Below are 21,089 nucleotides of genomic sequence, written 5' to 3' on the forward strand. Positions count from 1 at the left end.
CCGTTCGCACCAGAAAGGTACGACATGAGTTCACAAGTTCCGCAGACTGGTGGTGAGATCACCCCCAGCCTAATCAATGAGGATCTTGCTCCTGCCAAGACCAGGCACTGGAGCTTCTACTCCCTTTTCGCTATGTGGATGTCTGACATCCACTCTATCGGTGGCTACACCTTCGCGGCGGGGCTCTTCGCCCTGGGCCTAGGCGCGATCCACGTCTTTGCAGGTCTCTCGATCGGCATTATCGCCGTCTTCTTCCTTATGAATCTGGTGGGATTCGCCGGGCAGAAGACTGGATTGTGTTATCCCGTATTGGCACGTATTGCCTTCGGCACTATCGGTTCCAACCTACCGGCCTTGACCCGCGGGTTTGTGGCAATTTGCTGGTACGGCATTCAGACCTGGTTGGCCTCCCGCGCCGTGATTGTGCTGGCGGCAGACATCTGGCCCGACATCAACGAGTGGGGCCAGCAGAAGTTCTTAGGGGAAACACTCCTTGGGTGGCTGGCATTCCTCTTCATGTGGGCGTTGCAACTGTTGCTGCTGCGCAATGGCATGGAGACGATCCGCAAGTTCCAAGACTTTGCCGGTCCAGCGGTTTGGGTTGTTATGGCGGCGCTGACCATCTGGGTTATGTACAAGTGCGACTGGAACATTTCTCTGACCGTCGCCTCCGGAACGGCGACTTGGGGAATGTCTCATGCCTTCCTGGCCGCCATCGCGCTGACCGTCACTTACTTCTCGACTCTGTTGCTGAACTTCTGTGACTTCGCCCGGTTCTCTCCGACGAAGAAGGCCGTATGGTGGGCCAACCTCTGGGGCCTTCCGGTTAACTTCATCGCCTTCTCGGTGGTGTCTGTGCTTGTGACCGCAGGATCCTTCCAGATCTACGGGGAGTACGTCTACGACCCGGTGGAGTTGGTAGGACGTATCGATTCCGTTACCGCTTCGATCCTCGGAGCCTTGACATTCACGGTGGCAACACTGGGAATCAACGTGGTTGCCAATTTCGTCTCGCCCGCCTACGACCTGGCAAACGCATGGCCGTCGAAGATCAACTTCGTTCGTGGCGGTCTCATCTCGGCGGTGATAGCGCTTCTGATCACCCCGTGGAATCTCTACAACAACCCCTTCATTATCAATACCTTCCTTGCTGCCCTCGGCGCGGTACTTGGACCGCTGTTTGGCATCATCATCGTTGACTACTTCATCCTGCGAAAGCAGAAGGTGCAGGTCTCGGAGCTGTTCAAGGCCAAAGGCATGCACAGTTTCGACAACGGATGGAATATGCGAGCCGTGGCAACCTTCTTCATTGCCTCGATTCCGTCAATTCTTGTGGCCGTTGGTCCGTGGCAGTGGGCGAAGTTCCTCAGCCCCTTCTCGTGGTTCATCGGGGCAGGCATTGCCTTCGTGGTCCACTACTTCATTTCACGCAACGACCCGTACCTCTTGGCCGCTGTCCAGCAGGCCATGCAGGTTGATTTGGATGCTGACCGGGACTCGGTTGAGGTTCCCGGCTCCGCAGCCTCTGAGGCGACGGCGAGTAACTCAGCGGCTGCTGCAACAGCAAAGGAGAGCAATCAACAATGAGTACAACACTAGTGATCCGGGCCCAGCGCGCGGTTCTTCCAACGGGAATTGAGTCCGCTGCCGTCGTCGTGACGGATGGAGTCATTACCGATATTCAACCGGTCGACGCCGAGATCGTTGCCGACGACGAAATCGTGGTACCGGATGACCAGGTACTTCTGCCCGGTCTACTCGACTCCCACGTGCACGTTAACGAGCCGGGGCGTACGGAATGGGAGGGATACGAGTCGGCGACGCGTGCGGCACGTGCCGGTGGAATCACCACCATTATCGATATGCCGCTGAACTCCGATCCGCCCACTACAACGGTGGAGAACCTGGAGTTGAAGCAGGAGGCCGCCGCCGGAAAGCTCTCCGTTGACGTTGGCCTCTGGGCGGGAGCCGTACCGGGAAATCGTGGAGAACTCGGGCCGCTGTGGGAGCGAGGAGTCTTCGGCTTCAAGTGTTTCACCGCGCATTCGGGTATCGATGAATACGGGTACCTCGGCTACGACGAACTGCGCAATGATCTGGAGGAGATCGCGCGCCTCGACGCCGTCATGATTATTCACTGTGAGGATGCGGGAATCCTGGCACAGGCACCGCAGAACTTCGGCCCGTCCTACGCCAATTACCTCGCCTCGCGGCCGCGCGAGGCGGAGAACGAGGCCATCCGGCAGGTCATTGCTGCGGCACGCGACACCGGTGCCCGGGTACATATCCTGCACCTGGCCAGTGCGGAGGCGCTGCCACTGATCCGTGCGGCGAAAGCGGACGGAGTCCGCATCACCGTGGAAACCTGCCCGCACTACCTCACATTCGCGGCGGAGGAGATTCCCGACGGCGCAACTGAGTACAAGTGTGCGCCGCCGCTGCGTGAGGAGGAGAACCGCCGGGCCTTGTGGCAAGGGCTGTTGGATGGGACGATCGATCATATTGCCTCGGACCACTCTCCCTGCACAGCCGATCTCAAGCGGCGCGAGAGTGGTGATTTCGGAGCCGCATGGGGAGGTGTGTCGTCCGTCCAACTCGGACTGTCGGCCGTACTGACCGCCGGAGCCCAGTTCGGCGCCACACTCTCCGACATTGCACGCTGGTTCGCCTCCGCTCCGGCTGCAACCTTCGACCTTCCGACCAAGGGCGCCATCGCAGTGGGCAAGGACGGCGATTTCGCGGTGGTGGACCCGGAGGAGACCTTCACCGTGGACGTCGAGAGACTTGAGCACAAGAACAAGATCAGTCCCTACAACGGTCGCATGCTCAAGGGGGTCGTCCACCAGACAATCCTGCGCGGGAGGGCGGTGGACCGCGATTCCAAGGCGGGGCGGCTCATTCGCCGCGGCTGAACGCAGTGACCCGGTCGGTCGTGCACCAGAGAGTGCGCACCACAAATTGGCGGGGCGCCGCAGGCCGACCGGGCCGCAAACCAACACCAGAAAACAGGCAAATCAAAAACTAAGGAGATAACCGTGTCCGAATACATGCGTTCGATGAAGGAAATGATTGAAGCAGTCGACAATGTCGGCAAGTCCTTCATCTCCATTAACGACCTCAGCCCCGAGCAACTGCTCAAATTGTTCGAACTGGGTAAGAGCCTCGAACTATTCAACAGGTCGAAGATCGACCTGTTCGACGACAAAATGCTGGCGTTGATGTTCTTCCAGCCCTCCACCCGCACCCGGATGTCCTTCCAGACAGCCATGGAGCGTATGGGCGGCCACGTCATCGTGGAAGCGAACCCGAAAGTGACTTCCTCGGTTGCCAAGGAGGAGTCCATTGAGGACACCATGCGTTGCATCTCGCAGTACGCAAATGTGGCGGTGATTCGCCACTACGACGAGGACGAAGCGCGGCGCGGAGCCGAGGCTGCTGAGTGTCCGGTGATTAACGGCGGGTGGGGCCACTGGGAGCATCCAACACAAGCCCTGCTCGACCTTTACACCATCTGGCGTCGCTTCGGGCACTTCGACGGTCTGAAGGTCGCCGTCGTCTCGCCGAATATGATCGAGGCCCGCACCGGCCACTCCATGGCCTACGGCCTGGCACGCCTGGGTGCCGATGTAACCATCTGTTCCGACTCCGATCTGCGTACCCCCAACGAGGTAACTGATCGTATCCGCACAGAGTTCAACGTCGACTTGAAGGAAGAATTCGACTTCGATCAGGACGGCTTCAACAACTTCGTACGCACCCAGGACTACATCTACCTACCCGGCTGCTCGGCACCGGCGGGCGCGGAGGCGGAAGCCTTCAAGAAGTTGATGGACCGTTACCTGATCCGTTACGACACCCTGCGCGACGAGGCGGAGAAGGGCCACATGGTGTACGTGACCCACACGCTGCCCCGCCGTGCCGGCGAGATGGACCTCGCCATCGATAACACCCCGCATCAACTCTACTTCCGGGCGATCCTGCAATCCGTGTCCATCCGCATGGCCCTATTGGCATCGATCCTCGGCCTGTGAGAGTAGCAACGACTCAAAAATTGTAGCGACGAAAAGATTGGAGAAATAACAATGAAGCTCGAGATAACCGCCGGTGGTTTCACCTTCATCGCAGAGTACCAAGAAGAGGAAGGACCGAAGACGGTCAAGGCCTTCCGGGAAAAGCTCATGCCTCTGACCTCGCGCATGATTCACGTGCGCTGGTCAGGTCAGGCGGGCTGGATCCCCTTCGGTGATCTGGACCTGGAATTGGAGCCCGAGAACGGCACCTGCTACCCACATCCGGGTGAAGTCGTGATTTACCCGGGAGGCAAGTCCGAAACGGAGATCCTGCTGGCATACGGGTACACGAATTTCGCGTCCAAGGCAGGGCAGCTGCCCGGAAATCCGCTGGCACGGATCGTGGAGGGCAATGAGCACCTGGCGGAGCTGGGCGAGAAACTCCTGTGGGAAGGCGCGCAAGAGATCACCTTCCGTGAAATCGACGACTGAGGAGATTGACGAACCACAGGCCGGGGGCCGGTCTCTTCGCCGGGGCCGGCCCCGCCCCTTCGGGCTTGCACCGGACGCAAGCGCCCCGATGCGACAGAACCCACAGTAAAGAAAAGGTGACAAGCGTGGATTCAGAAGAAACAAGCAAACTGCGCGATATTGCCAAGGAATGTCGACGCGATATCGTCCGGATGGTTCATCATGCGGGAAGTGGGCATCCAGCGGGATCACTGTCGGCGATTGACGCCATGGTTGTTCTCTACTTCCGGCATATGAATATCCGCCCAGAAGAACCCGAATGGCCCGAGCGTGACATGTTCTTCCTCTCCAAGGGGCACTGCACACCCGCCTATTACTCGGTAATGGCAGCCCGGGGCTACTTTCCACGAGAGGAACTCATGACCTTCCGCGACCTCGGGACTCGGTTACAGGGGCACCCATCCAATACTCATCTGCCAGGAGTTGATTCCTCCTCGGGATCGCTCGGGCAGGGGCTGTCGCTGGCCAACGGCGCGGCGATGGCCGCGAAAATGGATGGCTTAACCTCACGCTACTACGTGATGATTGGCGACGGCGAGGCGCAGGAGGGGCAGATATGGGAAGCGGCAATGACATCCGCCGATCACTGCCTTGACAACGTGTGCGCAATCCTCGACGCGAACTCCATCCAGCTCGATGGTCCGGTTGATTCCGTGAAGTCCCTGGGCGACATCGTCGCCAAATGGGCGGCTTTTGGCTGGTATGTGATCGAAGTGGACGGCCACGATTTGGGTGCGCTCGACGATGCCTTCGCCGACGCGGCTGCAAGCAGTGGCAAGCCCACCATGATCATCTCCCGCACCGTGAAGGGCAAAGGTGTGTCTTATATGGAGAACACCGCAAAATTCCACGGTTTGGCACCTACCGATGAAGAACTCGAGCAGGCTCTGGAGGAACTGCGATGACCACGAAGACTGCACCTCGTGAAGGGTACGCGCAAGGCCTTCTGGAACTCGGAGCCCAGCACAAGGACGTCGTTGTGCTGGACGCGGATTGCGCAAAATCCAATTTCACTGATCGCTTCCGCGACGCCTACCCGGATCGCTTCATCAACATGGGGATCGCGGAATGCGACCTCGTTGGAACGGCGGCCGGACTGGCGGCGATGGGTAAGGTGCCCTTCGCCAACGCCTACGCCAACTTCCTTACGGGACGAGGCTTCGATCAAATTCGAGTTTCCGTAGCCTATTCGGCGCGCAATGCCAAGATTGTGGGGCATAACGCCGGGATGTCGGCCGCGCAGGAAGGTGCGACCCATCTTCCGTTAGAGGACATCGGGCTGATGCGTGCCATCCCGGATATGACGGTGATTGTGCCGGCGGATTCGGAAGAGGCCCGCAAGGCCGTGGTGGCCGCCTATGAGTTGCAGGGACCGGTGTACCTGCGGATCGGCAAGTTGCCGGTACCCGATGTGACAACGGCGGGCACGCCCTTTGAAATCGGGAAGGCACATACCATGCGCGAGGGCGCCGATATCACGATTGTCTCCACCGGTTGCGTGCTATACGAGGCGCTTGCGGCTGCCGAGGAACTGGCACGGGAAGGGCTCAGCGCCGAAGTGCTCAACGTTCATACCGTCAAGCCTTTGGACGCGGCTGCCATCCTCGCTTCCGTAGCTAGGACGGGTTGCGCCGTGACCGTGGAGGAACACTCGATTCTTAACGGTTTGGGTTCTGCCGTGGCGGAAGTATTGAGTGAGGGTCACCCGGCTCCGCTCGAACGTGTTGGATCACGGGATGTTTTCGGACTTTCCGGCACGTTGGATGAGCTCTTCGACTACTTCGGTTTGCGCGCTGGGAACATTGCCGACGCCGCCCGCCGCGTCGTCGCCCGTAAATCCGCATAGCTTCTTGTTCCTCGCACAACGGAGCGGTGGGTTGCTGACAGAGAGGGAATGACACCAGCGTTGCGGGGTCTTTCCGGCTGCGGCAAGTTCCTGCCGCCCAAGGGCAGAGCACGTAGCACTGTGGAGCAACCCGGTTGGCGCAGCGGACCATGCCAGCGGATCATCGCCTGTGCCGCGAGTGATCACGTGAGGACCGCGGGTGCTGCGCGCGGACCCGGTTTACCTACCCGACGAAGTGAAAACGTTATCAAACCGCAGCTGTTGCGCACGGACGCGGTGCAAGCACTGACTACACTATCCACCCCTTGCACGACACCATCACATATTGAAAGGACATCATCATGAAGGACGATCTGCATAACTATATTCGCCCCGGCATCATTCACTTCATGGCCTACCCCTTCGCCAGCTCAGGAGATGGCCCTATCGCGGAGTCTGTGGAACGCATCGTCAACGATGACTTCTTCGAGGCCATCGAGATTACGCGGATCAATGGTGCGAAGGAACGGGCCGCAGTGAAGAAGCTGATTGACACCGCCGGCATGGCCGTCGGCTTCGGAGCTCAACCCTACATTCTGAAGCAGGGGCTGAACCTCTCGGATTTCGATGAGGAGAAGCGTCTGCATACAGTCGAGGTGCTCAAGGGCGCCGTCGATCAGGCCTATGAGATGGGTGCGAAAAAGTTCGGTTTTCTCTCCGGGCCCAAGCCGAAGAACAAGAAGGACACAGATGAGGCCCTGGAACGGCTGGCCCAATCGATTATCGAAATCGGCCGTTACGCCAAGTCGAAGGGCGACATCCTCCTTTCGCTGGAGACTTTCGACGACTCCACGGAGAAGTTCGCGCTTATCGGTACCAATCGACTCGGCGTCGAACTGGCACGAGAGGTTCGCAAGGCGATACCGGACTTCGGACTCATGGTTGATCTGTCGCATCTGCCCATGCAGGGCGAGACGGTGAAGGAGGCCATGACGGTGACGGCCGAATACCTCAACCATGCGCATATCGGCACGTGCGTGATTTCCGATCCGGAGGATCCCGCCTATGGTGATAAGCACCCCTACTTCTCCCATCCGAAGTCGGAATGCCATGTGCCGGAGGTGCGCGAATTCCTGGCTGGACTCTTCGACATCGGGTACCTGCGGGAGGACGCCCCGGAGCGCAATATCGTCTCCTTCGAGGTTCAGCCGCTCGGCGACGAGAAGGTTGACGGTGTTATCGCCGATGCTAAGCGCGTGCTACGTGAGGCGTGGCGCCTGCTTTGATCGGCCCTGGCTGAGCGAACCATGCACCCGCACAAGCGGCAGAGGGCCGGAATGAACAAGGGAAGAAGCCTAGCTTTCCGCCCACGCAAGCGGCGGAGCCACCTGCAGTGGGGAACCGTCACCGCTGGTTTTCGCCCGTGTGGGCGGAGAAGGAAGCCAAGCAATCGGTCGTACTCGGTATCCGGCCTAGCTGAGGGCCGGATACCGGAGCCCGGCGGTGGGAGGCAGGCCGAACCTATGAAACAACACTAACCATTCAAGCTGCTAAAGAAATGAGTGAAGACTAATGCCCCGTATGCGCGTCGTCGACGCAATCGTTGAGATCTTACAGAAGGAGGGATGTACCCAGGCTTTCGGTGTTCCAGGAGCGGCCATCAACGGTCTTTATTCCGGCATGGAGAGAAATGGGAATATCCGCCACATCCTCGCCCGCCACCCCGAGGCTGCCGCCCATATGGCAGAGGGCTATACCCGGACAAAACCCGGTAATATCGGCGTGGCACTGGCGACATCCGGCCCGGGAGGTACCGACCTAATAACAGGTATGTACTCGGCCTGGGCGGACTCGATTCCAATCCTGTGTATCACGGGTCAAGCCGCGCGGCCCATGTTGCATAAGGAGGAGTTCCAAGGCGTTGATATTGCGTCAATCGCCGCGCCGGTAACGAAGATGGCCGTCACCATTTTGGAGGCGGCACAGGTTCCCGGCACCTTCGCGAAGGCTTTCCAGCTCATGCGAACCGGCCGACGTGGTCCGGTACTGATCGACCTGCCGGCCGATCTGCAGGTTGAGGAGATCGACTTCGATATCGACGCCTACGAGCCCCTGCCGATTGCGGTGCCGCAGATGTCCCGCACCCAGGCCGATCATATCCTCGACATGATTGACGCGGCTGATCATCCTATTCTGCTGGCTGGAGGCGGAATACTCAATGCTGGCGGTGAGAAGGAGTTTGTGGAGCTGGCGGAATATCTAGGTATTCCGGTGATTTCGACACTGATGGGATGGGGCAGCATTCCGGATAATCACCGCCTGGCGCAGGGCATGGCCGGATTCCAGACCTCGCAGCGCTACGCCAACGCATCCTTCCTCGAATCGGATCTAGTCATTGGATTCGGCAACCGGTGGGCGGCCCGCGCCGTCGGCAATCTGGATGTGTACAGGGCGGGGCGGAAGTTCGTTCATATCGATATCGAACCGACGCAGATCGGGCGGGTCTTCCCGCCGGAGTACTGGTCGGTATCGGATGCGAAGGTGGCGGCCGAGGTGCTATTGGGGGCAGCCCGCGAGCGCTATGGTGCCTCTCCGGCTCAGCGTTATGAGCAGTGGGTGGCGGAATGCAACGAGCGGAAGGCAACTATGCTCCGCAAGACGCATTTCGACAACGTACCGCTGAAGCCGCAGCGCGTGTACGAGGAGATGTGCCGTGCATTCGGACCGGAGACCAGGTATGTCACCACCATTGGTCTCAGTCAGATCGCCGCCGCGCAAATGCTGCACGTGTTCAAGCCGCGGCATTGGATTAACGCCGGCCAGGCCGGCCCGCTGGGCTGGACGATTCCGGCGGCCATTGGCGCGGTGACGGCCGATCCTACGACGCCGGTGGTGGCGCTTTCGGGCGACTATGACTTCCAATTCCTTATCGAGGAGTTGGCCGCCGCGGCACAGCACGAGGTCCCGTGGGTGCACGTGGTGGTCAACAACGCCTACCTTGGTCTGATCCGCCAGTCGCAGCGCGGTTTCAATATGGAATACCAGGTGTCACTGGCATATAAGAACATCAACGTTCCTGAGACCGATGGCTACGGGGTGGATCATATCGGCGTTGTCGAATCCCTGGGATGCAAGGCGATCCGCGTGCGCACGCCCGAAGAACTGGCCGAAGCTCTGCCACGTGCCCGCGCCATGGCGGAAACCTTCCGCGTGCCGGTTGTCGTCGAGTGCATCGAAGAGCGTGTGACGAATATTTCCATGGGCACGGCGCTGGATTCGATGACCGAGTTCGAGCCGCTGGCAGAGGACCTGCCGGTGGACGCACCAACTGCGCTGGCGTTCCGGGACGATTTCGCAGGTCCGGCTGATCCTGGAAGTCGCAGCGACGGCGCGGGCCTGGTCGATTTTGGAAGTGCGACCGGTGACCAGAGCCTGGTCGATCCTGGAAGTGCGCGTGGTGATGGTACCGCAGACAACTGACGGGCCCAGGTACGCGGTCTGTTCCTTCGGAGGAACGATCGCCATGACCGGCGATGACGGTGTAGCGCCGGCGCTCGACGGCGACGATCTGGTCGCCGCTGTTCCGGCGCTGGCCGACATTGGTCGGATGGAGTGCCGCGCGGTGGCGAACGTGGGTTCGCCCTCGGTCTCCTTCGACATGTTGCTGGAGGGCCTTGCTTGGGCGCACCGCATGGTCGACGACGGCGCCGCCGGGGTTATCGTCACCCACGGCACCGACACGATGGAGGAAAGCGCCTATCTGCTCGACCTTCTCTGGGATCGTCCGGAGCCCTTGGTGGTGACAGGCGCTATGCGTTCGCCGGAGGAGCCGGGAGCGGACGGCCCTGCCAACCTGCTCGATGCCGCCATTGTGGCGGCGTCTTGGCAGGCGTGCGGGGCAGGGGTCCTCGTCGTGATGAACGGTGAGGTCCACCGGGCGGTGACCGTGACGAAGACGCATTCCTTCGCCATGGATGCTTTTGCAAGTCCGTGGATGGGGGCACTTGGACGCGTGGTGGAAGGGGCATTCGAACCCGTCACTCGGCCGGATGGGCCGTGCCCGGCGGCGCTGCCGATTCCGGAACGCGTCGTCAACGTGCCGATTGTCTACCCCGGAATGGGGTGCGATGGGACGGTGCTGCGTGCCTTGCTGGCCACGGAGGATTGCCCGGGGATTGTCATTGCGGGCATGGGGGCCGGGCATGTGCCCGAGTCCTATCTTGATGCGGTAGACGAAGCCGTAAGCCGCGGCATCCCACTGGTGATGACCACGCGCACGTGCGGAGGCCGCACCGGGCGTACAACTTACGCCTATCCGGGTGCGGAAATCGATCTGGAGCGCAGAGGCGTGATCTTCGCCGGCATGCTCCAACCACTAAAAGCTCGGATTCTGCTGGGCGTTCTGCTGGGGCTGGGCGAATCCGGGCAGACCATCGCCGAACAGTTCGAGAGGAGAGGTTATTTGCTGTAATGCCGCCGGGCGGCCCCACATCTTGGGTGGATGTCGGCACCCAGGCCGACATTGGCACTCGGGTGGAAGTCGGCATCCGGGCCGGGTATCGCTCGCATAAGGGTGGGTCAACGCCCGCTGAGGGTCAATGCTCGCGGTCACCGCCCGCGTGAGGGTCAACGCCTTCACAGGGGCGGATGCCGACGCAAAGGTCGGATGGCCCTCACCCGGACCGCCGTGGGCGCCATCGGGGTCAATCCGGACGTTCGGGGAGGCGCGGCAATATCCCGGGCAGGTGCGGAAACCCGGGCGGTTCCGGGAAACCGGCCAGGTGCGGAGATAAGTGCCCCGAGTGGGCCCGGCCACACACGAGGTGCTGCAGAGCGGGGCACGGGTCGTATGCCTGGCCACGCATGCGGCCGGTGCCTGACCACATATGAGCCCGGTGTCTGACAACGCATGCGGCCGTCCGAAAGAAATGCCACCAGTCCCTCCCATCGGAAGGACCTCAACAACGATGTTAGGAGAACAATTATGAGAGCCGAAAGCGTCAGCTATGACGAACTACGAGCCGGTGATAAAGACGGGCGACTATTTAACGAGGACCTCGCCCCGGCTCTTCCTGATGACCGAAAATGGTCCAGCTATTCACTGTTTTCACTGTGGATGAATGATGCACATAATGCCTCGAATTACACCTTTGCGGCAGCGCTATTCATCGGCACGGGAACGCTTATGGGTATGACACCTCTGGCGATAGTGATCGGGGTGCTTATCGCGACATTCATCATCTTCGTCGCATGTTGCGTATCCGGAATCATGGGCTATGAGACGGGCGCCCCCTATCCAGTGGTATCGCGTGTAACGTGGGGAATCTGGGGAGCCAACTTCCCGGCAATGGTACGCGGTATCGTCGCTATCGCCTGGTATGGGATTCAGACCTACCTGGCGTCTATATCACTCGAACTATTGATGATGCGAGTTTTCCCCTCCATGTTGGGGTGGAATGCGAGCTTCCTTGGCTTGCGTGCATCGGGCTGGCTGGCATTCCTTATCTTGTCAGCTGTTCAGTTGGTCATCGTGTGGCGTGGCATGGAGGCGGTGCGGCACTTCCAGGGGGCCGCAGGTCCGATTATCTGGGTGATTATGATCGGCCTTGGTGTGTGGATGCTGTACCAGGCCGACTGGAACTTCAGCTGGACCACGAATGCCGACGGCGTATCTCCCGCTCTCGGCCAGCAGACGTACCAGATTTTCGTGACGGTGGGTCTGACGATCGGCACCCTTGCGACTCTTATGCTCAACTTCGCGGACTTCGCAAGATATGCGCCGACGAAGCGCTCCGTCGTCGTCGGCAATGTTCTTGGCCTGCCATTGAACTGGACGGCTTTTGCGCTGACGGCAGTTCTCTGTTCCGCAACTGCCATCCAGGTGTACGGGGAAGCATTCGAGGATCCGGGTGATTTGCTGGCCCATATTGACAATGACTTCATGTTCTATGTGGTCTCCTTGGCCTTTATCGTGGCGACGATCGGTGTGAATATCGTGGCGAATTTCGTCTCCGCCGCATTCGACCTCTCGAACCTGAATCCGAAGCGCATCTCCTTCCGTATTGGAGGAATTGCTGCGGTAGTACTCTCGATCATTGTCACGCCGTGGAACCTGTACGGAAGTCCGACTGCTATCACCTATTTCCTCGGGTCTTTAGGCGCGCTGCTCGGCCCGTTCTTCGGAATTTTGGTGCTCGACTATTACTACTACAAGCGCTCGCGGGTGGATCTGCGCGACCTGTATTCGCCTGACAAGAGTGGCAAATACTACTACCAGCACGGTTTGAATATGAATGCGGTGTGGGCGTTCATTCCCTCCGCTGTCGTGGCACTATGCATCGCATTACTGCCGGTGCATTTCTGCCAGGTGTTGGCACCGTTCTCCTGGTTCATCGCCGCGCCATTGGGGGCTTTGTGCTATTGGGCGATTCATGCTTTGCGGGGGCAGAAGGCAGATGCGCCGCTGACTGCCGAGGAGCGAGCGCGCGAGTAGCAAGAACGAGCGCGCTAGTAGTAAGAAACGAGCGCGCTAGTAGTAAGAACTGAGCGCGCTAGTAGTAAGAACTGAGCCGCGATGGATTGGCGACGGCGAATGTTCACAGTAAGGCGCAATATACCTGGGCAGCCCGACCTCGGGGCGGCGGGCGGGCCCGCATAGGATCCGGTTCTTGGGATAGGCACGTCCGGCTTTAGGCGGCGCCGGACTGCGAAATGGTCAGTGCTGGATCCACGGGTGTGGCGGTTCTGGGGAGGGCCGCCACACCCCTACTGGGAGGGAGTTGATCGGCAGTGTGGGCAGTGGGGTCGAGGAGCCGACACCATGACCACTGATAACAGGAGCCCATTGGTCGCGTGGGGAGTGGGGTGCGATTTCTGGATTGGAGAGTCCGTCGGCAGTGTGGGCAGTGGGGTGCAATCCTCTCTGCTCCCTTGGCAGGGGAACCCGTCAGCTGCGCGGAGAATGCAGGTACGGTCCACGCTTGATTGCCACTTGTGGGGCAGAACCTGTTACCCGCGCGGGGGACGCGGAGGGCGAATCAGTCGCGGGAGCGACAGCTACGGGAATCTGTTACCGGCGTGGGGAACGCGGAGGCATCTGAGGGTTCACTCAGTGGGTGATTTACCGGGGTGGCGGCCTTGCTGGGGGTGAGGTCTCCCAGCACTACCGATCATCTTGGGAAGCCGATATCCATTCGAAACGAGGTCAGTGTGACTACCCGGTTGGCGCGGACTGAGCTTGAATCTCATATTGTGGGAAGGTCAGGCGGAACACTTGGCGCAGGGTGGTGCTTCGTATGTTCGTTGCATCGCGCTTAGCAGGGCGGCTACTGCTTAACGGTTGAGACTCGAGACAGCGCGGGAGTGTGGCGACTGGTGCCGCGTGTCTGTACCTGTAGTCCGCGTGTGGTTCGGCCTTGCCACGCTCACAAAATCTTGGTTATTGCGCTCGTGGTATCCCAATTGTCTCGCCGGTAGAGCTCCGATTGTCTCGCCGACGACCTCCCGCGGTACATGGAGAAGCGGAATCCCCGTCGGTGAACCTCAACTTGGGGTTGAGCTTTTCTCACGGCGAGCCAGTTTGCAAAAAGTTGACCTTGATTTTGGACTTATCCACGCTTGTGGACAAGTATGGGGACGGAATCGCAAACACTTCACCCCCTTTATACACAGTTGGGGATAAAAACCTGCAAAAAAGTGGATAAATCGGGGTCTTTACACACAGGTTATCGACAGCTTATCCACCGTGTCACGGCGTGTATTAACAGGGCGAATGTGATCGGCACGATTTCGTGTCGGAGCTTGTCGGTACCCTTGTAGTGTTCCCAGCGGCGATGCCTGAAGCAGGAGGCTGCGTGGCAGATCGGTGGGGCATGGAGGCAACCCTTTGGCAAGGCTATTGGCGATGAGATCAACGGTACATCAGCCGTTGATCTGGCATTGCTTGATAGGTAGAGGCGCGATAGGGAGTTGACGCTTCACGTGGTTGGCGGTCGCTGGCTGGCGAACGCCAGGTACAGGTCATCTCCTGAGCGCGCACTGAACTATCGGCACGGCTCATGAACGGCGGTCGGCTTGGTCGAAGGGTGAAGATCCGGAGTGTCGGTTTAGGAGACGTCGGCACACCGGGTATACAAGGAGGAATGGGCATGACGACGGTGAGTGAGCAGACGCGAGTTGGCTCTTCATTCGAACGGGTTCCACCACGTAACATCGAGGCCGAAATGTCGGTACTCGGCGGCATGATGCTGTCCAAGGACGCCATTGCCGACGTCGTGGAGATCGTGAAATCTACGGATTTTTACCGCCCAGCGCACCAGGCGGTCTTTTCCGTCGTCGTGAAACTCTTCGGCGCCGGTGAGCCGGCGGATGCCGTGACGGTTGGTGCGGAACTGCAACGCACGGGCGATCTTGAGCGTGTGGGCGGTTTGCCCTACCTTCACACGCTGGTGGCGTCCGTACCCACGGCCGCTAACGCCGCGTACTACGCCCAGATCGTCCGCGAGCAAGCCCAGTTGCGTTCACTGGTGGAAGCCGGTACCCGCATCGTCCAACTCGGTTACACCACCGACGGCGCCGATGTCAAAGGCCTGATTGACATGGCCCAGGCCGAAGTTTATTCCATCACCGAGGATCGTGCCACCAACGAGTACATGACGCTGGAGGAAATCGTTCCCGGCCTGTACGACGAGCTGGAGAGCAATGAGAACCGCGATGGAGGCCTGCAGGGCATTCCCACCGGATTCGTGGAATTGGACAACAAGCTCAACGGCTTGCGTGGCGGGCAGATGATCATCGTTGCCGCCCGTCCGGGTGCGGGTAAATCAACGCTCGCCATGGACATTTGCCGTAGCGCGGCCATTGCCAATGGTCTTCCCACGGTGTACTTCTCGCTGGAAATGAACCGTAATGAACTGTCGATGCGTGTGCTGGCGGCTGAGGCAAAGGTGTTCCTTGACCGCATGATTAAAGGCGAGATGACTCCGGAGGACTGGCAGTCGGTGGCACGCACGCTCGACCGTATCTCGCAAAAGCCATTGATCGTGGACGATTCACCTAATCTGACGCTTACGGAGATCCGGGCCAAGTGTCGGCGTATGAAGCAGCAGCATGACATCCAGCTGATTGTTATCGACTACCTGCAGCTCCTCAGTTCAGGCGCGCGGGCGGTGGAATCGCGGCAGCAGGAAGTCTCGGAGTTTTCGCGCTCTATCAAGTTGTTGGCAAAGGAACTGGATGTGCCGATTATTGCGGTCGCCCAGCTCAACCGAGACTCGGAGAAACGTAACGATAAGCGTCCGCAAGTGGCTGATTTGCGTGAGTCTGGCTCTCTGGAGCAAGACGCCGACGTCGTACTGCTCATCCACCGGGAGGATATGTACGACCGAGACTCGGCGAAGGCCGGCATGGCCGAGATCATTATCGGCAAGCAGCGCTCCGGACCGACGGGAACGCTTGAGTTGGCCTTCCAGGGCCATTACGCGCGATTCGCCGAGCTGGCGCAGTAGAAGCGCGTTTTCGCATGCGCGGTTATACCGTGGCGCGGTGCGGAAGGTAGTTGGTTAGGCTGCGGCGGCCAGATCTGCTTTAGTCGCAGATGCGTCGGACCGAAAGGTACCCGATGAGCGTCTGAACGGTGTCAGTCTGGATTGATTCATTTCGAGCAGTGGCGGAATTATGCGGACTAGCGCACCTGCCTGGGCTGCACCGTTCTTGTTTGGATGCTAATGGAACATAGCGGATGTAAGTGGCTGCTCGGTGCGGGTATGCGGCTCGGATCCGGACTGGCAGTTCGGTTGGGTTTGTCTTGAAGGTGACCCGTCCCCGTTGCTATTGCGCGTTGTGTGGCACAACACGTGCCTGCCTCATGCCCCTGGACCCGTCCCCGTTGCTATTGCGCGTTGTCCTGGTCTCGATGCTAGTGGAGATTCTGATCGCTTGTGAAGAGCACGAGCGCTCGCATCGGCGCCCGTCGGGGTGATCGATCACGATATGCTCCTTTACGCTTTGGTACGTGAAATCGAATGCGGCGCGTACTTCTTTGGGTTGGCGGCTGTGCGCCGCAGTAGTCGCCTCGCGACATCGCCATAGAGCAGTTCCCAGGATAATGACAGCCAGACCGATCATCACTGGCTGCGGGAGGTGATTCGCGAGAAATCCGAGCAGCTGCTCTGTATTCACGGTGATGTTCATTTCAACTCTCTCGGTGTCATGCAGGCGATGGGTGCCATATGACCCATCGGTGCTGGGTGGCCGCGTATTCAACTCGGCGGGAGGGTAACGCCCTCTTGAATGGAGTAGTGTGCGGGGCCGTCGATAACGCCGGACTCGCAGCGATTGGCGGCAAACAGACAACCCACTTCTGAAACAGACAAGTCACTTCCGCGGTCTGGGATGGGAGCGCCGCGTTTTTCTGGGGTTGTTCGGATCGGGGCACCTCTGCGGCCGGAGATAGGGTGTTTGAGTCGGTCAACTCAACGTGCCTGGTGCCTCCGGGGCGTGGCATGAGTGGAGGCTGTCCAAATCCCGTCCAAACGGAGGTAAAGTGGAATTGCTCCATTTAAGGAATGGCGGAATCATGCGGATTTGAGGCGATGGCTGTTTGGCGAGCTCATCGTTTGGACGGGATTTTGACACTGTCCCCTCGAATCCCTACCGTCAGGGCCCCGCACGATGGGCAAACAGCAGAAAAGGCGTGGGGTGTTGGCTCGCGTGCTGCACTAATACGACGAAGGTCGGACCGGCCGCTCAGTGTGCGACAACCGCGAACGCGGGGGAGGAGCAACTGCCAATCGGGCGGGCCACTCAGCTGGCGCAACTCGGCGCGGGTGCGTGGTCGTGTGGTTTGCGGAGGCGGAACTAGAAAATGCGCCTGGGAGTGGGGGATATCTGCTGTGCGTTGGACGACGCAAAGACATATCCCAAGCGGTCGCGGCCGGAGATGAGGGTGTCAATGCCGGTGAACTCACCATGCCTGGTGCCTCCGGCTCACTCAGTATGAGACAAGATGCTAGTTCGCACGTTGCGCCAATGCCAGTCAATTGCCTGCCGCACCACGGCGCCTACCCTTTTTGTTCTCGCAGCAAGAGTGTGCCGGGAAGCGCCGCCGCAATCTGCGCCTCTAACGCGGCGAAGTACTCATTCTGCGCGTCAAGTGCTTCAATCCAGCGCCGTTGGCAGGCGCCGGTGGCGCATGCGTATTCGCGTTCTCGCGCTAGACGCTGCCGGTAACCGGCAATGAAACTGAGCTGCTCATTGAGTTCCATTCCGAGAAAGTCCACGTATTGCAGAGTGTCATAAACACGGTAGGCGCCAAAGCGGTCAACGTTATCGCAGTCGCCGACCGAGCGGGCAAGTACGCTCGGCTCCTCAGAGTAGTCAATGGCGCCGGTGTAATCGGGGGACTGCGGTGGGTAGTTCCATCGCCCGTCCGTGTGCATGGCAATCCCCTGACATATCTCGTCAATAAGAGCGGGGTGCGCCCCCTGCTCTGCAAGGAAACGCCGGGCTAATTTTGCGCCAGCGCGACCATGGTCGACATGCCAGGCGGGATCGAATTTGCCGACATCATGCAGAACACATGCCAGTTCTAAGGTATCTGCATCCATGCCCGCTTCTTCCGCAACGGCTCGCCCGATTGCTGCGACCCGCAGACAGTGCTGGAAGCGATAGCGCTGCTGAGCAGCGGCGACGTCGCGCGTGCTCAGGTGCTCGTGTACGAATCGGACGGCCGCAGCGAAATAGGGTGATGTCATCGGGGTTCCTTCCCAGAATGCGAGTGGCGATATAGCGACTGATACGAAACAGAGGTGTGCGCGGGCCGCCCTAGTCGTACATTGATCCACCCGCTGAGCCGGGTGACTAGATGAGCTGCGGGTAGCTTCGCCGCCGCAATGAAGGCCCACGACCCCGCTTCCCAGAAAAGGGCGTGTGGAACCCTGCCCGGGGAAACATGTGCTCCGCGCATGACCGGCCGAAAACCGGCGCGCCGAGCCAGGAACTGAGCCCGTGCCACATGCGGCCACGAGGTGACAATAACGGCCGGCAACTTCCGCTGAGCAGTGAATCCGACAGGAGGGGCAGTTGCGAGCGAAGGGCTGACACCTCTGCCCGCAGAACCGGGATCTACAGGCCGGTCGCCGCCGGAGCCAGTGGGTCGCGTACCGCCGGAGCCAGTGGGTCGCGTACCGCCGGAGCCAGTGGGTCGCGTACCGACCTGGCTCACCGACTCAGCACTCACCGAGCCCGTCGGCCATGTACCGTCCGAGGCTGAGGGTTTAGCACCGACGAGGCCCACAGGCTCAGTACCGCCGGACTTCGTCGGTCGCGTGGCACTCTGCCTTCTAGGCGGGGCGCTTACCGCAGTCGTGCCCGCATGATGAGCCCGGTCGTCATGATCGGCCATATGCATGCCGGAGGTGACGTCGAGGAGAATACGCTGCGCATTCATCAGGTTCTCCTCGGTGGAATGCGAGGCATCTTCTACAAGCAACAGATCCTCCGGAATGCCGCGATCAGCGAGCCAACGCGCCATCACAACCGATTCCGGCTCGAGTTCGTCCTGTCCTTGCCCGCCACAGCACAGAACATAGGCGGTGATTCCGGCGTTGCGTGCCCTTTCGAACTCGACCAGCGCGGTTTCTAATCGGAAGCGCAGCGTCCGCGTGGGGTCATGACCGATCGTACGGCACCCGAGTACGACAATGACGGGCACGGCGGCGCGATTGCCGTCCTGCCCGTCATATGCCACTATCCTGCCTGTCATCGCGATCAGTCGCGCGGCGTATACGCACCTTGCCAGACGGTGTCGAATGGTGTGTTGGCGCTTACGCGCGCTTCGATGCCAGCGGTCACCATGTTCTTTGCCGTCTGTACGGCAGCGTGGATGTCCTGGCCCTTTGCCAGCTCCGCGGTGATCGCGGCGGCAAGGGTGCAACCGGCACCGGAGACCCGCTCCTGCCCGATCTTCGGCACCTTGAAGGGGGTAATCTCTTCGCCGTCCCACAGAACGTCCACGGCATCCGGACCGGGGAAGTCGATTCCGCCCTTGACGACGACGTAGCGCGGCCCCTGGTCGGAGATACGCTTTGCCGCCTCACCAAGATCTTCGACCGTGGCCAGCTCTTCCATGCCTGACAAGGTCAGTGCTTCGAAGTGATTCGGCGTGGCGACGGTGGCCAACGGCAAGATCTTGGCGCGCAGCGCCATATCCGTATCGAGCGCGGCTCCCGGTTCTTGGCCCTTGCAGATGAGGACGGGATCCACCACGATATTTCGCCACTGCTGTGACGCAAGGCCTTCCGCTACGGAGTCGATGGTGTCCGGATGTCCGAGCATGCCGATCTTGACCGTGTCGACGGCCTGCGCAGCGAGAGTGGCCTCGATCTGGTCGCGGATTACCTGCGGATCAACCGGAACGAAGCGATGAGCCCAGTCATGTGCGGGGTCGAAGGAGACGATACAGGTCAATGTGCCCATTCCGTAAACGCCGAGTTGTTGGAACGTTTTCAGATCGACTTGGAAACCGGCTCCGCCGGTTGCTTCCGACCCTGCAATTGTGTACGCAAAGTCAACCATGATTCTCCTCTTTCTGTTTTCGGGATCGCGTATGGTCCAACCGAATGCTGGCACCGAAGGTGCTGGCGCCGAGCTGGCAACCAGCTCATACCGGTTCATACGGTACCGCTCGCGGCAACATGTGGCACCGGACGGGTGCGTCATGCGTGGCGATCCTGACTGGGATTCTAGTTAATACTTGTGCCCGGAGTCTCCTCCGGGCACAAGTTGGACAAGATAAGCGAATCTGTGCCTACTTGTCGCCAATGGAGCCCTTGACGCGCTCCATGGTGTCTGGATGCATTCCCGTGCGGCCCAATTCGCCGCGATCCAGGCTACTGATCTGTTCGACTTCATCCACGGTCAGTTCGATCATCGCCGCGGCAAGGTTCTCTTCGAGCCGCTCGCGATGTACAGACTTCGGGAAGATGATATGCCCTTTGGCAAGATGCCACGCCAGTACGGCTTGTGCGGCCGTACAGTTGTGGTTCTTCGCAACACTTGCCACGCCGGGCTCGTCGGCCACCATTCCGCGTACAAGCGGTGCCCAGGCCTCGACCGCGATTCTGTTTTCGCGGCAGAACTCGGCAATCACCTGGTTCTGGAAATACGGGTGCAGTTCGATTTGATCGACGGCGGGAACCGTCTCCGAGCCTTCGACAATCGTCTCAAGGTGATGGCGTTGAAAGTTGGAAACGCCGATTGACCGCGCACGCCCGTCGGCCGCAAACTCCTCCAAGGTCTTCCAAGTGGAAAGATAATCGCCGTCGTACTGATTGGGCAGTGGCCAGTGGATGAGGAAGAGATCCACGTAGTCGGTTCCCAGCTTCTCCAGTGATTCCGCAAAGGACCGCCGCGCGTCTGCCGACTCGTGGTTCGGGTTATCCAGCTTCGTCGTGATGAAGATTTCTTCTCGCGGCACGCCTGATTTTGCGATCCCGCGGCCGACGGCGGCTTCATTTCCGTACATTTGGGCGGTATCAATGTGCCGGTAGCCGAGTTCTAAGGCGGTGGCGACGGCGTGTTCGGCGTCGTCGCCAAGCATCTTGTACGTTCCGAGGCCCAGCTGGGGTATGCGCTGGCCGGTGTTGAGTGGAATGGTTGGAACGGTCATAACGCTGTCCTCTTTTCTGCTTGGAACCGGCTCTTGCAGGGTGCGAGAACCGGGT

Annotated in this window: 14 protein-coding genes and 1 pseudogene; 11 read left to right on the forward strand and 4 right to left on the reverse strand. The window is 59.9% G+C overall.

Going from position 1 to position 21,089, the window contains the following annotated elements; genetic code table 11:
* Positions 1 to 24: 24 nt before the first annotated feature.
* The 11 genes and pseudogenes from EKN07_RS04630 (at position 25) to dnaB (ending at position 15,872) form a co-directional block, all read left to right on the forward strand.
* On the forward strand, positions 25 to 1,587 hold the full coding sequence (locus EKN07_RS04630) for an NCS1 family nucleobase:cation symporter-1 (RefSeq protein WP_126145754.1): 1,563 nt from the start codon (positions 25 to 27) through the stop codon (positions 1,585 to 1,587).
* The gene (allB, locus tag EKN07_RS04635) at positions 1,584 to 2,912 is read left to right on the forward strand and encodes an allantoinase AllB (RefSeq protein ID WP_108716520.1); all 1,329 of its coding nucleotides are present in this window, start codon (positions 1,584 to 1,586) and stop codon (positions 2,910 to 2,912) included. The genes EKN07_RS04630 and allB overlap by 4 nt, the downstream gene beginning before the upstream one ends.
* 123 nt (positions 2,913 to 3,035) lie before the next feature.
* Positions 3,036 to 4,031, forward strand: coding sequence for an aspartate carbamoyltransferase (locus EKN07_RS04640; RefSeq protein WP_108716519.1), 996 nt, complete (start codon positions 3,036 to 3,038; stop codon positions 4,029 to 4,031).
* Between the two features lie 51 nt (positions 4,032 to 4,082).
* Positions 4,083 to 4,502, forward strand: coding sequence for a DUF3830 family protein (locus EKN07_RS04645; protein WP_108716518.1), 420 nt, complete (start codon positions 4,083 to 4,085; stop codon positions 4,500 to 4,502).
* A 125-nt stretch (positions 4,503 to 4,627) separates the two neighbouring features.
* A complete protein-coding gene (locus EKN07_RS04650; protein ID WP_108716517.1) occupies positions 4,628 to 5,446 on the forward strand; it encodes a transketolase in 819 nt (272 codons plus the stop codon).
* Positions 5,443 to 6,387: a transketolase C-terminal domain-containing protein gene (locus tag EKN07_RS04655; protein WP_108716516.1), complete on the forward strand. Its 945-nt coding sequence runs from the start codon at positions 5,443 to 5,445 to the stop codon at positions 6,385 to 6,387. Before EKN07_RS04650 ends, EKN07_RS04655 begins: the two co-directional genes overlap by 4 nt.
* Positions 6,388 to 6,728: 341 nt before the next feature.
* Positions 6,729 to 7,652 carry a TIM barrel protein gene (locus EKN07_RS04660; RefSeq protein ID WP_108716515.1) on the forward strand — a complete coding sequence of 308 codons (924 nt, stop codon included), beginning with the start codon at positions 6,729 to 6,731 and terminating at the stop codon, positions 7,650 to 7,652.
* A 286-nt stretch (positions 7,653 to 7,938) separates the two neighbouring features.
* Positions 7,939 to 9,714 (forward strand): annotated as a pseudogene (gene gcl / locus EKN07_RS04665) (glyoxylate carboligase); the annotation flags it as partial.
* Positions 9,715 to 9,826: 112 nt separating this feature from the next.
* Positions 9,827 to 10,837, forward strand: coding sequence for an asparaginase (locus EKN07_RS04670; protein ID WP_277600497.1), 1,011 nt, complete (start codon positions 9,827 to 9,829; stop codon positions 10,835 to 10,837).
* Positions 10,838 to 11,350: 513 nt separating this feature from the next.
* Positions 11,351 to 12,859, forward strand: a complete 1,509-nt coding sequence (locus EKN07_RS04675; protein WP_108716511.1) for an NCS1 family nucleobase:cation symporter-1 — start codon at positions 11,351 to 11,353, stop codon at positions 12,857 to 12,859.
* 1,654 nt (positions 12,860 to 14,513) lie between these two features.
* A complete protein-coding gene (gene dnaB, locus EKN07_RS04680; protein ID WP_108716756.1) occupies positions 14,514 to 15,872 on the forward strand; it encodes a replicative DNA helicase in 1,359 nt (452 codons plus the stop codon).
* A 1,554-nt stretch (positions 15,873 to 17,426) separates the two neighbouring features.
* On the opposite strand, the gene EKN07_RS04685 is transcribed toward dnaB, so the two are convergent.
* The 4 genes from EKN07_RS04685 to EKN07_RS04700 form a co-directional block, all read right to left on the reverse strand.
* Complete coding sequence (locus tag EKN07_RS04685) at positions 17,427 to 18,119, reverse strand: HD domain-containing protein (protein ID WP_126145757.1); 693 nt, start codon at positions 18,117 to 18,119, stop codon at positions 17,427 to 17,429.
* Positions 18,116 to 19,129, reverse strand: a complete 1,014-nt coding sequence (locus tag EKN07_RS04690; RefSeq protein ID WP_126145758.1) for a YdcF family protein — start codon at positions 19,127 to 19,129, stop codon at positions 18,116 to 18,118. The genes EKN07_RS04685 and EKN07_RS04690 overlap by 4 nt, the downstream gene beginning before the upstream one ends.
* Positions 19,130 to 19,134: 5 nt before the next feature.
* Positions 19,135 to 19,941: a bifunctional hydroxymethylpyrimidine kinase/phosphomethylpyrimidine kinase gene (gene thiD, locus EKN07_RS04695; protein WP_108716507.1), complete on the reverse strand. Its 807-nt coding sequence runs from the start codon at positions 19,939 to 19,941 to the stop codon at positions 19,135 to 19,137.
* Positions 19,942 to 20,173: 232 nt separating this feature from the next.
* On the reverse strand, positions 20,174 to 21,034 hold the full coding sequence (locus EKN07_RS04700) for an aldo/keto reductase (protein WP_108716506.1): 861 nt from the start codon (positions 21,032 to 21,034) through the stop codon (positions 20,174 to 20,176).
* Between the last annotated feature and the right edge of the window lie 55 nt (positions 21,035 to 21,089).

Source organism: Actinobaculum sp. 352 (assembly GCF_003957265.1).
In the GTDB taxonomy this organism is placed as follows: domain Bacteria; phylum Actinomycetota; class Actinomycetes; order Actinomycetales; family Actinomycetaceae; genus Asp313.

Coding starts and splice junctions, on each gene's coding strand:
- thiD (WP_108716507.1), bottom strand. CDS start 19,941: ATGGTTGACTTTGCGTACACAATTGCAGGGTCGGAAGCAACCGGCGGA.
- EKN07_RS04675 (WP_108716511.1), top strand. CDS start 11,351: ATGAGAGCCGAAAGCGTCAGCTATGACGAACTACGAGCCGGTGATAAA.
- dnaB (WP_108716756.1), top strand. CDS start 14,514: ATGACGACGGTGAGTGAGCAGACGCGAGTTGGCTCTTCATTCGAACGG.
- EKN07_RS04685 (WP_126145757.1), bottom strand. CDS start 18,119: ATGACATCACCCTATTTCGCTGCGGCCGTCCGATTCGTACACGAGCAC.
- EKN07_RS04690 (WP_126145758.1), bottom strand. CDS start 19,129: ATGACAGGCAGGATAGTGGCATATGACGGGCAGGACGGCAATCGCGCC.
- EKN07_RS04630 (WP_126145754.1), top strand. CDS start 25: ATGAGTTCACAAGTTCCGCAGACTGGTGGTGAGATCACCCCCAGCCTA.
- EKN07_RS04670 (WP_277600497.1), top strand. CDS start 9,827: ATGGTACCGCAGACAACTGACGGGCCCAGGTACGCGGTCTGTTCCTTC.
- EKN07_RS04645 (WP_108716518.1), top strand. CDS start 4,083: ATGAAGCTCGAGATAACCGCCGGTGGTTTCACCTTCATCGCAGAGTAC.
- allB (WP_108716520.1), top strand. CDS start 1,584: ATGAGTACAACACTAGTGATCCGGGCCCAGCGCGCGGTTCTTCCAACG.
- EKN07_RS04655 (WP_108716516.1), top strand. CDS start 5,443: ATGACCACGAAGACTGCACCTCGTGAAGGGTACGCGCAAGGCCTTCTG.
- EKN07_RS04700 (WP_108716506.1), bottom strand. CDS start 21,034: ATGACCGTTCCAACCATTCCACTCAACACCGGCCAGCGCATACCCCAG.
- EKN07_RS04660 (WP_108716515.1), top strand. CDS start 6,729: ATGAAGGACGATCTGCATAACTATATTCGCCCCGGCATCATTCACTTC.